Source organism: Paenibacillus sp. JJ1683 (assembly GCF_053006485.1).
Genome location: NZ_CM129820.1, coordinates 3,956,511 through 3,971,057, shown reverse-complemented (window position 1 = coordinate 3,971,057; position 14,547 = coordinate 3,956,511). Strand labels below are relative to the sequence as shown.

Annotated in this window: 15 protein-coding genes; 12 read left to right on the top strand and 3 right to left on the bottom strand. The window is 44.4% G+C overall.

All coding sequences use genetic code 11. The annotated features are described in order from the left end of the window. Positions 1–62: 62 nt before the first annotated feature. The 5 genes from ACUC6J_RS16980 (at position 63) to ACUC6J_RS16960 (ending at position 3,406) form a co-directional block, all read left to right on the top strand. Positions 63–518, top strand: a complete 456-nt coding sequence (locus ACUC6J_RS16980) for a DinB family protein (RefSeq protein ID WP_019688125.1) — start codon at positions 63–65, stop codon at positions 516–518. A gap of 21 nt (positions 519–539) precedes the next feature. After that, a complete protein-coding gene (locus ACUC6J_RS16975) occupies positions 540–1,163 on the top strand; it encodes a class I SAM-dependent methyltransferase (protein WP_447249140.1) in 624 nt (207 codons plus the stop codon). A gap of 138 nt (positions 1,164–1,301) precedes the next feature. Next, on the top strand, positions 1,302–1,562 hold the full coding sequence (locus ACUC6J_RS16970) for a hypothetical protein (protein WP_017428245.1): 261 nt from the start codon (positions 1,302–1,304) through the stop codon (positions 1,560–1,562). 203 nt (positions 1,563–1,765) lie between these two features. Next, the gene (locus ACUC6J_RS16965; RefSeq protein ID WP_330707557.1) at positions 1,766–2,365 is read left to right on the top strand and encodes a YdeI/OmpD-associated family protein; all 600 of its coding nucleotides are present in this window, start codon (positions 1,766–1,768) and stop codon (positions 2,363–2,365) included. 36 nt (positions 2,366–2,401) lie between these two features. Beyond that, positions 2,402–3,406: a phosphotransferase enzyme family protein gene (locus tag ACUC6J_RS16960; protein ID WP_447249139.1), complete on the top strand. Its 1,005-nt coding sequence runs from the start codon at positions 2,402–2,404 to the stop codon at positions 3,404–3,406. A gap of 142 nt (positions 3,407–3,548) precedes the next feature. On the opposite strand, the gene ACUC6J_RS16955 is transcribed toward ACUC6J_RS16960, so the two are convergent. Continuing rightward, positions 3,549–4,412, bottom strand: coding sequence for a sulfurtransferase (locus ACUC6J_RS16955; RefSeq protein ID WP_447249138.1), 864 nt, complete (start codon positions 4,410–4,412; stop codon positions 3,549–3,551). 74 nt (positions 4,413–4,486) lie between these two features. Then, positions 4,487–5,431 (bottom strand): DMT family transporter, encoded by a 945-nt coding sequence (locus ACUC6J_RS16950; protein ID WP_016821696.1) that lies wholly within the window; start codon positions 5,429–5,431, stop codon positions 4,487–4,489. Between the two features lie 232 nt (positions 5,432–5,663). On the opposite strand from ACUC6J_RS16950, the gene ACUC6J_RS16945 reads away from it, so the two are divergent. The 7 genes from ACUC6J_RS16945 to ACUC6J_RS16915 all read left to right on the top strand — a co-directional run bounded on the left by ACUC6J_RS16945 (position 5,664) and on the right by ACUC6J_RS16915 (position 12,682). After that, positions 5,664–6,569, top strand: a complete 906-nt coding sequence (locus ACUC6J_RS16945; protein WP_447249137.1) for a hypothetical protein — start codon at positions 5,664–5,666, stop codon at positions 6,567–6,569. A gap of 212 nt (positions 6,570–6,781) precedes the next feature. Further along, on the top strand, positions 6,782–7,495 hold the full coding sequence (dapD, locus tag ACUC6J_RS16940; RefSeq protein ID WP_013372273.1) for a 2,3,4,5-tetrahydropyridine-2,6-dicarboxylate N-acetyltransferase: 714 nt from the start codon (positions 6,782–6,784) through the stop codon (positions 7,493–7,495). A gap of 182 nt (positions 7,496–7,677) precedes the next feature. Further along, positions 7,678–8,814: an N-acetyldiaminopimelate deacetylase gene (locus ACUC6J_RS16935; RefSeq protein WP_031461868.1), complete on the top strand. Its 1,137-nt coding sequence runs from the start codon at positions 7,678–7,680 to the stop codon at positions 8,812–8,814. Positions 8,815–8,889: 75 nt separating this feature from the next. After that, positions 8,890–9,999: an ABC transporter ATP-binding protein gene (locus ACUC6J_RS16930; protein ID WP_090889525.1), complete on the top strand. Its 1,110-nt coding sequence runs from the start codon at positions 8,890–8,892 to the stop codon at positions 9,997–9,999. Beyond that, positions 9,989–10,801 (top strand): ABC transporter permease, encoded by an 813-nt coding sequence (locus tag ACUC6J_RS16925; RefSeq protein WP_016821692.1) that lies wholly within the window; start codon positions 9,989–9,991, stop codon positions 10,799–10,801. Before ACUC6J_RS16930 ends, ACUC6J_RS16925 begins: the two co-directional genes overlap by 11 nt. Continuing rightward, on the top strand, positions 10,791–11,612 hold the full coding sequence (locus tag ACUC6J_RS16920) for an ABC transporter permease (protein ID WP_017428237.1): 822 nt from the start codon (positions 10,791–10,793) through the stop codon (positions 11,610–11,612). The genes ACUC6J_RS16925 and ACUC6J_RS16920 overlap by 11 nt, the downstream gene beginning before the upstream one ends. Then, on the top strand, positions 11,609–12,682 hold the full coding sequence (locus ACUC6J_RS16915; protein ID WP_090889522.1) for an ABC transporter substrate-binding protein: 1,074 nt from the start codon (positions 11,609–11,611) through the stop codon (positions 12,680–12,682). Before ACUC6J_RS16920 ends, ACUC6J_RS16915 begins: the two co-directional genes overlap by 4 nt. Positions 12,683–13,203: 521 nt before the next feature. On the opposite strand, the gene ACUC6J_RS16910 is transcribed toward ACUC6J_RS16915, so the two are convergent. After that, positions 13,204–14,358 carry an aminotransferase A gene (locus ACUC6J_RS16910; protein ID WP_447249136.1) on the bottom strand — a complete coding sequence of 385 codons (1,155 nt, stop codon included), beginning with the start codon at positions 14,356–14,358 and terminating at the stop codon, positions 13,204–13,206. Positions 14,359–14,547: the final 189 nt, after the last annotated feature.

The following is a 14,547-nucleotide window of genomic DNA, read 5'->3' as shown; positions in this document are numbered from 1 at the left end:
GTTCATGAATACAAATACGTTATTCTAACTAACGCAAATCTGAAAAGAGGGGTGTGGAAACCATGAATGAAAAGTCGCAGTTACTAGAGGAGTTCAAGGAATGGATATGTTTTGTTTCTGAGATTCGTGAAATGGATTGGCAAATAAAGATTGCCGAAGATAAATGGTCAGTTCACGATATCGTAAGTCATATACTGCTGTGGGATAAATACTTTTATGAAGCAGCCATACATCCGATATTAAACAATACGCCTTTGACATTAACACATATTGATTTTAATCAATTTAATCAGGATGCTGTTGAATATGGGAAAACAAAAACGAAGGAAGAATTAATTGAAATGACTATTCAGTACCGTAACATGATATTGCAGAGTATAGAGAGTATGGAAGATGATAAGTTTACTAAAGAATATGTTGACGGGAAGTTTACTGTAATATCTTATTTAAGAGATTTTATCTGGCATGATCAACATCATATAAAACAGATTGATGAGCTTAAAAGAAGAGCTATGTGAGTATATAGGCAGGTGAATAATATGAGAGATTATTGGAACAAAAGGTTTGCTGAAGAAGGAATGATTTGGGGTTGTGAACCAAGTCAAACTGTAACGCAAGCTATAGATTTGTTCAAAAAGAATAATGCACATCATATATTGGTTCCTGGTGCTGGATATGGGAGAAATACTAAGATGCTCTCTTCTTGTTTTCAGGTTGATGGAATTGAGATATCTAGTTCAGCTATAGATCTAGCAAAAGAATGGGATTTAAAAACGAATTTTATTCGAGAATCGGTGTTAGAGTTTCGTACAAGCAAAAGGTATGACGGCATATATTGTTATGATTTATTACATTTATTTTTGTTGGAAGACCGAAAAAAACTGATACAGAATTGTGTGATGCATTTGAAGGAACAGGGGGTGATGTTTTTTACGTGTTTTTCTGATCGCGATTTTAATAATGGTGTGGGTAGAAAAGTTGAGGAAGGAACATATGAATACAAGAAAGGGAAATATGCTCACTTCTTTACTGAAGAAAATTTAATTGAACATTTTAATGATTTGAATATATTAGAAACGGGTTCCATAAAAGAATATCTGACACATGTAGAAAAACAACAAGAATATAAATTAAGATATATAGTTGTTCAAAATATTGATTAGCCATTTCGGGGAAGTAATTCAACAGACACACCCTACCGCTTAACTGCCGCAAGTGGCAGCCGGACTGTTAGTCCTTAAACGCTAGGACATCGTGCATACAGATCGTTATATGTAATTGGAACCGAAGGGAATAAAAAAATGAGAATGCAAGACAAACCAATAGTAAGTATTATAGGCTTGGGATTATTTAGTCTGACACTAGTGGTGCACATTTGTTTTAAATCAATAAGAACAATGGATGATGTAGGGATGGGTATATTATTGTCTTTGGTAAATGCCATATTTCTATTCTTTCCATTGCTATGGGGAGTATTGGGTGCGGTAGAATTCTCAAGAATAATGAGTTGGAGTGAGAAAATAAAGACAAGAGAAGTGAACGAAGAAGTTTGGGTTATGTAATTTATAGATGGGATGAGGTGAACATATAATAAATATAGCAATGTGACGGCTATTCTTCGATTGACTGAATTCGTATAATAAAAAATATACGTTTCGGCTTTGCCCTTGATATCGTGATTTCTTCTGTATTCGTATCGAAAATCAATTTTCTGTAAATATTTATACATAAACATGATGAGCAAAAACATAAGGGGGGAGCTAACATGACAAATAGAGAGGAAATGAATCCTAAGGTTGATGTGTATTTAGGAAAAGTGAACAAATGGAAGGCGGAAATGGAGAAGTTGAGAGCAATCATGCTTGACTGCCAGCTCACTGAAGAACTGAAGTGGGGTAAACCTTGTTACATGTTTCAGAATAGTAACATAGCTATAATACAAGGCTTTAAAGAACACTGTGCGCTTATGTTTTTCAAAGGTGCTTTGTTAAAAGACCCTAATGGTATTCTGATCAAACCTGGGGAGGATACGCAGGCAGGGCGGCAGATTCGGTTCACGAATGTTGAAGAAATTGTTGAGATGGAAACCATCTTGAAAGCCTATATTATTGAAGCCGTTGAAGTGGAAAAAGCCGGTTTGAAAGTGGATTTTAAAAAGAATACAGAACTTATTTTTCCTGAAGAATTTCAAGCTAAATTAGATGAAAATCCTGCTTTGAAAACTGCTTTTGCTGCATTGACGCCGGGACGACAAAGAGCATACATTATGCATTTTGCTGCGCCCAAACAATCTAAAACTCGGGAATCGAGGATTGAAAAATGTATGCAGGACATTCTCAATGGAAAGGGATTAAATGATCGATAAATTCGATGAGAAATAAAATTGAAGGGAGATATTCATTTGGATTTTTTTCCGTTGGAGGTATCTTTACTATCTGCCGATGCACTTCGTGAGTACATTTCAAGAGAATATTTTTCTTATAGCTTACTTAAATGCCGGTTATTTTATAGAGGCATACATGACATATATAGAGTTAATGCAGACGAAAAAGAGTATTTCTTTAAGGTATACCGTCAAGGGATCAGAAGCATGGAAGAAATACAAGCAGAGGTAGATTTGCTCAATCACCTAAGATCATCAGACATTGAAATCACTACACCAGTTACAAGACATGATGGAAAATTTATTTCACAGTTCAACACTGCAAATGGGATAAGGTATGGAGTGCTATATACGTCTGTTGGAAAACTTGAGTTTAATCAAATTGAGGAAACGGCTGAATTAAACGAGAGATTAGGTAGTTATATCGCTACAATTCATAATGCTTGGGACAAATGTGAGCTTGGAAAAAAACGATGGAATCTAGATGCTGCCTCATTTATAGATAATTCTATGGATGCTATCAGACAGTTCTCAACCATTCATGATTTTGACCTGCATTTTTTAGAGGAAGTTGCAAAGAATGTGAGCGATAAACTAGAGTATTTAACTGTTGAAAGACCGCAATATGGTATATGTCACGGCGACATATATAGTGGGAATATCCGAGTTGACGCTAACAGCAATCCTATCCTTTTTGATTTTGATTTCTGTGGAAATGGATGGAGAGCATATGACATATCTATGTATGCTTTCCCATTTGGCATGGGATGTGACGAAACGAAATTAAAAAAGAGAGAAGAACGAAAATATCAATTCTTAAATGGATATAACAAGGTTAGAGCTATGAGCCAAAGTGAAGTAGATTCTATTGCCCTCTTTATTCCCTTCAGAAGAATTTTTAATATTGGCACTCTATACATTTCTTATCTTCCAAATACTTGGGGAGACTCTGCTGTCATCAGAAATGTAGATGAAGATATTAAACTGCTTCAAAAGTGGTTGGAATTAAACCCTATATTTTAATTAGTATGCAAAGCTAATGATAACTATATTCCGAAAAAAACCTAGAGATCCTTTACATAAATAAAGCAAACCCACTGCCATGAGTCTAACCGCTTAAGGCAGTGGGTTTGTCTTTAAAACCTTTATATCCGTTAAAAACGGATTATTCCTCCCCGGTCGCCACCGGATTTTCCTCATAGCTGATCCAATCGCTCCAGCTTCCTGGATAGAGTCTCACATTACTAAATCCTGCCTCATTCAAGGCCAGAACATTCGGGCAGGCGGATACGCCTGATCCGCAATATACGATGATCTCAGCATCCTGATCAAGATCAGAAAAATGCTGTTTCAACTGCTCTGCATTTTTAAATACACCCTTTTCGTCCAAGACCTCTTTCCAGAAGAAATTCACCGCACCGGGGATATGCCCCGCTGCTTGATCTATAGGCTCTTCCAGTCCCAGGTAGCGCGGTCGTTCTCTGGAGTCGATCAATATAGGTGAAAAACCGATATAGGAGCCAACAGGAACAGAAGCTTCGGATATACGTTGTACTTCTTTCATACTTGTGAGCATTTGTGGCTGAATATTTGCCACAAAGGTCGAGGGAATGCGAATTGGCTGGTCTGCCGTAACGGGGAATTTTGCTTCCTTCCAAGCGCTGTAGCTTTCTTCCAGCACGTATACCTGCTCATGACCGAGGTAGCGCAGCAGCCACCAGAAGCGGGAGGCCATCATACCTCCTTGGTCATCATAAGCGACGATGCGTGAACCTGCATTGATCCCGGCACGGCTCAGACGTGCAGCAAGTGTATCTACATCAGGTAGTGGATGGCGACCACCATGCTTGCCTAGAGGAGCGGTAAGGTCTTCTTCCAAATCGAAGTGAATCGCCCCAGGAATGTGGTCTTCATTAAATTCGGTCCGTCCAGCCCCGGCTTGTCCGAGCACGGAACGGCAGTCGGCAATGATTATGTCGGGTTCATACAATCGGGCCAACAGCCAGCGCTTAGATACGATGGATTTCATAGAGGATTCCGCCTTCCTTTTTTTAATAGTAAATTTAATCCATTGAGTATGGTTTATGAAAATGGGGTAATAAGCTAAGAGCTAACCTTCAGGGGGTGCTCATTGTCAGGCATTTCACTTTGGTGGACAACTTGCTTTTTAAAATCCGTTCCGTATCGAATGAAAACCCATACTCCAAACAGGATAAAAAAGCCTGCCCCAAATTGTAAGGTAGACAGCCTTTCCCCGAGCAGCACCCATGCCAGCAGGGAAGAAATAACAGGCTCACCGAGTACCGCCATCGACACCGCGGTGGCGTTAATGTATTTGAGCAGCCAGTTAAACAGGTAATGTCCGAACAGCGTAGGCACTATGGCAAGCAGCAGGAACAGCCCCCATTCCCGTGGCGCATATCCAGTAAAAGGTATAGCATTGACCACATTATACAGCGCAAGCGATGTGGCTGCGATGATAAAAACCCAAAAGTTATAGACAAAAGCGCTCAAATGCTCGCGTAGATGCTTGCCCATTAGCATGTGGATGGACACGGCGATCATGCCCAAGAAGGACAGTGCATCTCCGAGCAGAGCTTGTCCTGAGACATGAAAATCCCCTGCGCCGATGGCCAGTGAGCCGACAAAGGCCATACCCATTCCGAAGAGCATAGCGCGATTCGTGCCTGTCCGGAAAAACAAAAAAGAACCGAGCATGACAAGGATCGGTTCCAATGTCATAATAACAGTAGAGCTTGCAACGGTGGTCAGTCGCAGCGAGCCCATCCACAGCAAGAAATGCAGCCCTAGCGCGATTCCGGACCAGAGGATCAGCATCCATTGCTTGCGAGTGAGGCTGAATAGCTCGGTGCGGTATTTCCAGACCAATGGCAGCATCAGCAGATTGGTCAGGTACAAACGGTACATAGCGATGACGGACACCTCGGCTTCAGACCATCTAACGAAGATCGAGGAGAACGAAATAGCGATAATACCTATGATGTACAATAATTCAAAGGAAAACGACGGTTTGTGTGCTTGATTCATGTGGCAGCTCCATCCGTATGAAAGAAAATAAATACGTTAAAATTCTTTCTAACGGTATCTCGAAAATGAGGTTTAATATAGCTCATTATACCGTACCTGGCATTCCCATGGTATTAGGATTTTGCAAAATACTGAGAATATAATCAACGGGAGCGAGAGCGAGGATTTTAAGTGAGATGCTGCATAGAACTTTTGCTGCACAAGCTCGTCTAACATAGTGGAGGTGGATTTTATGAAAAAACATAACACATTTTCAATCATACTACTGACTGTCGTGGCAGTGCTGGCTCTATCAGCCTGTGGTACGAAACCGCAAACCAATAACAATGCACCTTCAGGGGCAGACCAACCGCAAACGCAACAGCCGCAAGTCGCACCAGAGCCGGTTGCTGAACCGCAGGTTAAAAAAGGCACAGGCGTATACAACGGAGCTGCTGATCCGCATACAGTAGAGATTGAGATGAATGGCGAAGCCCAATCCTTCCAATTAGGGGAGGGGATGGATACGGTAATAGCTGGACTTAAAGAAGGTGATCCAGTAGCGTTTGAATATAACGAACAAGCAGTAGAGGGCGACGCGACAGCGAAGCAACTGACTTTAACGAAAATACAAAAGACAGAGGCTGCAACAGATGGCAATCAAAACGGAAGTTCTGGTCAACAAGTAGGCGGGGAACGTGCGAAAACTCAAACTTTTGACCTTACCCTTAAAGGGAAAAAGGAAAAGCAGACAGCAACCTTGGCAAAGGGAGAGGGCTATTCGCTGTATGTGTTTGACCCGATGTCCCTGTTCCCAGATCAAAACCGTGTCGCTTTGGCGGTAGATGATAACTACTACGCTGAAATTACGAAGTTGCCCTCCAACTTAAATTTAGATGAGCTTCAAAAAGAAGGCGAGAAGGACTTGGCTTCCATTGGCAAGGTGCAAAAGCTGGACAAAGCAGACGTGCCTAAAGTGCTGACCAGCAGCCGTCTGTTCTTGCAAGCGAACGGCTCGAAGATTACACAACAGTATATTGTTGTGGAAAATACTACAGGGGCTTTCAGCGTGAAAGTGAATATTCCACAAGGGGAGCCTGCTGAAGGATTTGAATCCTTCATTTATACATCGCTGGAGAGCCTTCAAGCTAATAAATAATCCTAATATAAAGTCAGATGGACGCTGGCCTATAATTATGAATTTAAGGCAGTTAAACTGCTGAAATTTGTTGTTTCAGGTACTAGGTTAGCGCTTCGAGGGTCTAATCTGTAATTGCGAGACCTGCACTTTTGTGCTATAAAGGATGAGAGAATAAGATCATTCCGGCTTGCGAAGTCGTATGAAGCGATGAAGGAGTTGTTAGATTTAATATGTCCATCGAAATGAATACACAAGAAGTCATCAACGTGATTAAAAACAGCAAGAAAAAGACGCCTGTTAAAGTATATGTAAAAGGGGCTTTGGCTTCCGCATCTTTTGGCGAGAACGTTCAAGCTTTTATTTCTGGAGACAGCGGTGTGGTATTTGGTGATTGGGCCGATATCAAGCCGGTACTGGATAGCGCAAACGCGAAAGAAGAAGATTATGTGGTGGAAAATGACCGCCGTAACTCCGCTGTTCCTATGCTGGATCTGAAAGGCATTAATGCACGCATTGAGCCAGGCGCCTATATCCGCGATATGGTAGGCATCGGTAACAACGCAGTCATTATGATGGGTGCAGTAATTAACATTGGCGTTACGATTGGTGAAGGCACCATGATTGATATGAATGCTGTACTTGGCGGTCGTGTTAAAGTAGGCAACATGTGCCACATCGGTGCAGGCGTTGTCCTTGCAGGTGTCATTGAGCCACCATCCGCACAGCCTGTAATCGTAGAAGACGAAGTATTGATCGGTGCGAACTCGGTCGTACTGGAAGGCGTACGCATCGGTAAAGGTGCAGTTGTTGCAGCCGGAGCGGTTGTAACTGAAGATGTGCCTCCATACTCTGTGGTAGCGGGGACACCTGCACGTGTAATCAAACAAGTCGATGACAAGACCAAATCTAAAACTGAGATTTTGAAAGAACTGCGCGTTCTGTAAGAAGGCAAAGTTTTTTATGTACCAAAGGTGAACGATTCCTTGTCAGGAGCATGATGCACTGACAGCATAACTTAGGGACGAAGCACAACGGACAAGGCTCGGCGGCTGCGCCGGGCTTTTGTCCTTTTGTTCTTTTGCCAGGTAAGAGCTGATGAGCTATAAAGAGGAGGCGTAGCAGCAAAATGAGTACAGCCGATTATCGTTCTTTTGTTCAAATACGAAGGGATCTGCATCAAATTCCCGAACCAGGGTTTGAGGAATATAAAACACAACGATACTTGCTGAACTACTTGGAAACGCTCCCTCAGGAGCGGCTGGAGATTCGTACATGGCGTACGGGCGTGTTAGTATTCATTCATGGAACGGCTCCTAAGCGCCGCTATGGATATCGTTGTGATATGGATGGTTTACCCATCGAGGAAGAGACGGGTTACGATTTCCGTTCGACTCATCCAGGCTACATGCATGCTTGTGGACACGACTTACATATGACGATTGGATTGGGAATTGTGACTCACTTTGCGAGCCATCCGATTAAGGATGATCTGGTCGTGTTGTTTCAACCTGCGGAGGAAGGACCTGGTGGAGCCTTGCCTATGCGGGACAGCACGGAGCTGGCCGACTGGATGCCGGATGAAATTGTCGCATTGCATGTTGCACCAGAATATCCTGTAGGCACAATTGCTACTCGCCCGGGTATCCTGTTTGCCAATACGTCAGAGCTTTTCATCGATCTCAAGGGTACGGGGGGACATGCTGCTTATCCACATAAGGCGAATGATATGGTAGTAGCTGCTTGCCAGCTGGTAGGGCAATTACAGACGGTGGTAGCCCGTAACGTGAACCCACTGGATGCAGCAGTCATTACTGTTGGCAAGGTTAGTGGAGGCACGAAGCAGAACATTATTGCGGAAACCGCTCGTTTGGAAGGTACAATCCGTACGCTGTCTGCCGATACGATGACGCTGGTTAAATCGCGGATTGAGGCGCTGGTGCGCGGTGTGGAAGCTGGGTTTGAATGTCAAACGGAGATTCATTATGGCTCCAATTATTTGCAAGTGTACAATGAAGCCAAGGTGACTGAGGAATTCATGAACTGGGTCAGTAATCGGAAGGATGTGCAGCTCGTTGAATGCGGAGAAGCGATGACGGGAGAGGACTTCGGGTATTTCCTGGAGCGAATTCCCGGTCTGATGTTCTGGCTTGGCGTGGATACGCCTTATGGCTTGCATCATGCCAAGCTGGAGCCTGCAGAGGAAGCCATTGAGGTAGCCATCCGCGTGCTGACAGACTATTTTACATGGAAGTCTCAAGGGTGAATGATACAGCCTGAATAATTATGTTTAATGAAGAGAATGTAATGGAATGAAGTCGAATTTTTGAAGGAGGGTGTTATGGGAGAGCAAACCATCATCCGATTTGAGCGGGTGACCAAACAATATGACAACGATCCCCCAGTGCTGGCGGATGTCAGCTTTGAGATTGAGCGTGGTAAATTTTATACACTGCTGGGCCCTTCCGGTTGTGGCAAAACGACAATTTTGCGTATGATTGCAGGTTTTGCAGAGCCGACAGAAGGCTCTATTTATTTGAATGATAAACTCATTAATCGTGTTCCGGCCAATGAGCGGCAGGTCAATACGGTTTTTCAGGATTATGCGCTATTTCCACATCTGAACGTATTTGAAAATGTAGCCTTTGGTCTGCGAATCAAGAAGATGAACAAAAAGGACATTCAGGAAAAGGTGACACAGGCGTTGTCCTTTGTCAATCTGGAAGGCTACGGTGAACGGGAAATTTCCGAGATGTCCGGGGGGCAGCGTCAGCGTGTAGCGATTGCACGGGCTATCGTCAATGAGCCTGATGTTCTCTTACTGGATGAACCTTTGTCGGCACTGGATTTAAAGCTGCGGACAGAAATGCAGTATATTTTGCGTGAAATGCAGCAGCGCCTGGGAATCACTTTTATATTCGTTACGCATGATCAGGAGGAAGCGCTGGCCATGTCAGACGAAATTTTTGTCATGAACAAAGGCAAGATCGAGCAGAGCGGTACCCCAAATGATATCTATGATGAGCCGATTAATCGATTTGTGGCTGACTTTATTGGCGAATCGAATATTGTTCCTGGATGTATGATCGCGGATTATCAAGTGGAATTTAACGGTCGACAGTTTGAATGTGTTGACGGAGGATTGCGTCCGAACGAACCGATTGAAATTGTGATCCGGCCCGAGGATTTGGAGATTACGAGTGTTGCTGAAGGCAAGCTGCGGGTAAAGGTGGATACTCAATTGTTCCGTGGGGTTCACTATGAAATAAGCTGCTATGATGATTCAGGACAGGAATGGCTCGTGCATTCTACCAAAAAGGCGGAGCTGGGAAGTGAAATCGGCCTGAAATTTGACCCGGAAGCCATTCATGTCATGCGCTTTGGGGAGACAGAGGAAGAATTCGATCGGCGTCTGGAAGCCTATGAAGAGGTAGATCAGCATGTCCGGTAATACAAGAGCAGCGTATCTGCTGCCTTACTATTTATGGATTGTGCTGTTCGTGGCGGCGCCAGTTGTCCTTGTATTTTACTATTCACTATTTGATGTGGATGGTCATCTCACATTCAGCAACTACGCTCAGTTTCTGACACCTGTTTACTTAAGCATGACGCTTAGCTCGTTTTGGTATGCATTTCTGATTACGGTATGTTCACTGCTCGTGGCGTATCCGGCGGCCTATTTACTTACTCGCACCAAGCATAAGCAGCTGTGGCTGTTGCTCATTATTTTGCCAACCTGGATTAACTTGTTGCTCAAAACGTATGCTTTTATTGGCATTTTCGGAACCTATGGTCCGGTGAATGCGGTGCTAGGAATGGTTGGGTTGGGTGGTCAGCAAATATTGTTTACCAGCTCCAGCTTTGTGTTTGTATCTGTGTATATTTTTGTGCCTTTTATGATTTTGCCCATCTATAACGCGTTGGAAGGCTTGAATCCTTCACTGCTGGACGCAGCCCGTGATTTGGGAGCCTCCAAATGGACCGCGTTTCGCAGGGTTATTTTCCCGTTAACACTTTCGGGTGTGCGATCCGGCTGTATGGCTGTGTTTATTCCAGCGCTGTCGCTGTTTATGATTACCCGTCTGATTGCGGGTAACCGTGTGATTACGCTGGGAACGGCGATAGAGCAGCATTTTCTGGTTACTCAGGACTGGGGTATGGGCTCTACAGTTGCTGTGTTCCTGATTTTGGCGATGGCGATCATTATGCTGCTCACCTCGCGAACGAAACGGAGGGTGCGGCATGGCAAATAAAAACCGATTCGGAAATATTTATTTGGTGATTGTTTTTCTCGTGTTGTATGCACCTATCTTGTATTTGATGTACTATTCCTTCAACAGCGGCGGGACCATGCACGAGTTTGAAGGCTTTACACTTCAATATTACAAAGAGGTGTTCGCAGACACCCGTTTGATCATTATTGTCATTAACACTTTGGTGATTGCTTTGTTGTCGTCTGCATTGGCTACGATAATTGGGATCATGGGGGCACTGGCTATTCATCAGATGCAGAACCGTCGAGTCAAAAATACGCTGCTGTCGCTCAACAATGTATTAATCGTGAACCCGGACGTCATTATCGGCGCTTCCTTCCTCATTTTGTTCACGATGGTTGGGATTAAGCTGGGTTTTTACTCTGTTTTGTTATCCCATATTGCGTTTAGTGTGCCGATTGCGGTCATTATGATTTTGCCACGGCTTCAGGAAATGAGTCCATCTCTGGTCGATGCCGCGCGTGATTTGGGTGCCAGCCGGCTGGATGTGCTAACCAAGGTGATTTTGCCCTTTATTAAGCCAGGAATTTATGCAGGCTTTTTTATGGCGTTAACGTACTCGCTGGATGATTTTGCGGTGACCTTTTTTGTGACTGGCAGTGGCTATTCGACCTTATCAGTGGAAATATACTCACGTGCCCGTCAAGGGGTTTCCTTGTCCATCAATGCGCTGTCCACGCTCATATTCCTGTTTACTGTGCTGCTGGTGGTGGGCTACTACTTTATCATGCGCAAGGCGAATCGTAATAGTAAAAAAGAGCCTGCGGCGGAAATGGGGGTGCCTAGATGAAGTCGCTTATGCGCGTGTTTCTGTCCATTTTCATTATCTCGTTTGGTCTGATGGGCGTGGCAGCGTGGCTGAACTCCAGCCAAGGCTACTCCGGTGGTAACACACTGACGGTGTACAACTGGGGAGACTACATTGATCCTGAGCTGCTGGAACGGTTTCAGAAGGAGACGGGCATTACCGTCATTTATCAAACATTTGATTCCAATGAAGCGATGCTGACGAAAATCGAGCAGGGGGGAACTTCATTTGATGTAGCGGTTCCCTCGGAATACGCGTTGGCTAAAATGAAGCAGGAGCATCTGTTGCTCCCATTGGACCACAGCAAACTACCGAATTTGAAGCATGTAGATGCTCATTATCTAAACCTTTCGTTTGATCCGAATAACCAATATTCGGTTCCGTATTTTTGGGGTACAGTCGGGATTGTATTCAACCCGGAGCTAACGAAGGGCATTGATTTTCATAGCTGGGATGGCCTATGGGACCCGAAGCTGCGTAATAATCTGTTGCTAGTTGATGGAGCTAGGGAGATTATGGGCATGTCGCTGAACAGTCTCCACTATTCCTTGAATGATACGAACCAGGCGCATTTGCAGCAAGCTTTGACGAAGCTGGAGAAGCTAGCACCCAATGTCAAGGCAGTGGTTGGCGATGAGATTAAAATGCTGCTGGCCAACGAGGAAGCTGCTGCTGGAGTTGTATGGTCCGGTGATGCTTCCGAAATCATGGATCAGAATGATAAGCTGGATTACGTCGTGCCAGATGAAGGGTCCAACCTGTGGTTCGATAATATAGTTATTCCAAAAACGGCCACCCATGTGGACGCGGCTCATAAATTTATCAATTTTATGATGCAGCCCGATGTAGCCGCTCAAAATGCCGAGTTTGTAGGTTACTCCACGCCAAACAAGGATGCAAAGAAATTGCTGCCTGAGGATATTTCTGGCGATGAGCGTTTCTATCCTCCATCTGAAATTACAGATAAGTTGGAAGTATACAACAATCTGGGTAAGCGAATGCTCGCTCACTATAATGAATTGTTCCTGCAATTCAAAATGCATTTAAAGTAGGGGAGTGGTGTGCGGACTAGGGGGTGGTGCTTTAGAGGCCGCTGCGGAGGCGGATGGTGCTTACCATCGCTGTTAAATTCCGATTTTTATGATTGAATATGTAAAGGTGAAAATCGGAATTTAAAGGCGAACGCTTCGCTTGTCCAGCACCATTCCGCCCCCTCCGTTACGCCGTACTTAAAGCCACGTACCTATGAATCCCCCACGCCGACGGTAAGGGAGTAGGGGAAGAGTGAAAAGGCCCTAGAACCACCAACGTAGGTGGTTCTAGGGCCTTTTTTGTGTACTCACCGCGCGAAGCGGTAAGTAATGTCTTTAACCCTACCACTTCACATACCTTAGAAAATTGTGGGACTTTAAGGCGGGCAGCGAGCGAAGCGGGCCAATTGAATCTGGAGAAGCGGCAGCGTTCGCCTTTGCTGAGGGATTCTTACCTATAAATGTTTTATACAATTAAAGAATCCCCCAGCAACAGCGATTGGAAGATCAAATGGACTGCGTAGCGCCCCTAACCACCTTCCCTACAACCCTCTAACAAACCTCTCTATTTTATCCAACCCTTGCTCCAGCACATCCTGTCCGTAGGCGTAAGATAAGCGAATGTAACCTTCGCCATAGGAAGAAAAGGCATCTCCCGGCACGACGGCCACTCCTTGCTCTTCCAGCAGCTTTAAGGTGAAGTCCATTGAGCTTAATCCAAAATGGGCGATGGAAGGGAAGAGATAAAAGGCTCCTTCGGGCTTCTCCAGTGGAATTCCCATATCAGTCAGTCTTCCGTGTACATAGTCACGACGTTTGCGGTACTCATCGCGCATCGGAAGTGCATCATCCACCCCAGCGGTCAGGGCTTCTAGTGCTGCATATTGGCTAATTGAGCTAGCACAGGTCACGTTGTATTGATGCACTTTGACCATGTGCTGTGTGATTTCAGCAGGTGCAAGTGTAAAACCAATGCGCCATCCTGTCATGGAATGTGATTTGGACAGTCCGTTAATGACGATGGTGCGCTCCCGCATACCTGGAAGAACTGCAATAGATACGTGCGGTGTATCGTAAATCAGTTCACTGTATATTTCATCCGAGATGATAAACAAATCGCGTTCCTTGAGCAAATCTGCGACGGCTTCCAGCTCTTCGCGGCTCATTACTCGTCCGGTTGGATTCGAAGGATACCCGAGAATGACTGCTTTTGTCCGCTCAGTCAGATAAGGCTCTAGTACCTCGGCCGTTAGCTTGAAGCCGCTGTTGCGGGTGTCAGCCAACACTGGAATGCCACCTGACAAACGGATCAATGGTTCATATCCTGGGTAGATCGGCACAGGTAGAATGACTTCGTCTCCGGGTGACAAAATCGTGCGCAGGGTAATATCCAGCGCTTCACTGGCTCCGTTCGTCACGATAACCTCATCCTGTCCTCGGTAATTCAGGCCGTATTTGCGATCTACAAACGCTGCTGCGGCTTCGCGTAATTCCGGTAGTCCCGGATTAGGTGTATACGTGGTCCGACCTTCATCAATCGCCCGATGGGCAGCTTCCATAATATGCGCAGGGGTAGGGAAATCCGGTTGTCCAATCGTTAAGGATAGCGTTCCGGGTAATGCGGCAACTTTGTTGGCGATTTTACGGATGCCGCTGATTTGAATATTTTTAACCTGATCGTTAAGCAAATGCTCCATAGTGTGTAATGCCACCTTTTTCTGTATTAGAACAAGTTTACAATAATATGATCTGATTATGCTACGGCAAGAAGAATTCATTTTACATAATTCAGGTACTAAATTGGCTAATTTGTGGTATCTTAAATATAGGGTATGTTTGTAAGCGTAATCATAAGGGAAATGGGGAGTGATCAAAGCCAATTGACT

Bases quoted from the DNA above. Each gene is read 5' to 3' on its own strand.
- ACUC6J_RS16980 (WP_019688125.1), top strand. From the start codon at position 63: ATGAATGAAAAGTCGCAGTTACTAGAGGAGTTCAAGGAATGGATATGT.
- ACUC6J_RS16930 (WP_090889525.1), top strand. From the start codon at position 8,890: ATGGGAGAGCAAACCATCATCCGATTTGAGCGGGTGACCAAACAATAT.
- ACUC6J_RS16910 (WP_447249136.1), bottom strand. From the start codon at position 14,358: ATGGAGCATTTGCTTAACGATCAGGTTAAAAATATTCAAATCAGCGGC.
- ACUC6J_RS16945 (WP_447249137.1), top strand. From the start codon at position 5,664: ATGAAAAAACATAACACATTTTCAATCATACTACTGACTGTCGTGGCA.
- ACUC6J_RS16920 (WP_017428237.1), top strand. From the start codon at position 10,791: ATGGCAAATAAAAACCGATTCGGAAATATTTATTTGGTGATTGTTTTT.
- ACUC6J_RS16975 (WP_447249140.1), top strand. From the start codon at position 540: ATGAGAGATTATTGGAACAAAAGGTTTGCTGAAGAAGGAATGATTTGG.
- ACUC6J_RS16925 (WP_016821692.1), top strand. From the start codon at position 9,989: ATGTCCGGTAATACAAGAGCAGCGTATCTGCTGCCTTACTATTTATGG.
- ACUC6J_RS16935 (WP_031461868.1), top strand. From the start codon at position 7,678: ATGAGTACAGCCGATTATCGTTCTTTTGTTCAAATACGAAGGGATCTG.
- ACUC6J_RS16915 (WP_090889522.1), top strand. From the start codon at position 11,609: ATGAAGTCGCTTATGCGCGTGTTTCTGTCCATTTTCATTATCTCGTTT.
- ACUC6J_RS16970 (WP_017428245.1), top strand. From the start codon at position 1,302: ATGAGAATGCAAGACAAACCAATAGTAAGTATTATAGGCTTGGGATTA.
- dapD (WP_013372273.1), top strand. From the start codon at position 6,782: ATGTCCATCGAAATGAATACACAAGAAGTCATCAACGTGATTAAAAAC.
- ACUC6J_RS16950 (WP_016821696.1), bottom strand. From the start codon at position 5,431: ATGAATCAAGCACACAAACCGTCGTTTTCCTTTGAATTATTGTACATC.
- ACUC6J_RS16965 (WP_330707557.1), top strand. From the start codon at position 1,766: ATGACAAATAGAGAGGAAATGAATCCTAAGGTTGATGTGTATTTAGGA.
- ACUC6J_RS16955 (WP_447249138.1), bottom strand. From the start codon at position 4,412: ATGAAATCCATCGTATCTAAGCGCTGGCTGTTGGCCCGATTGTATGAA.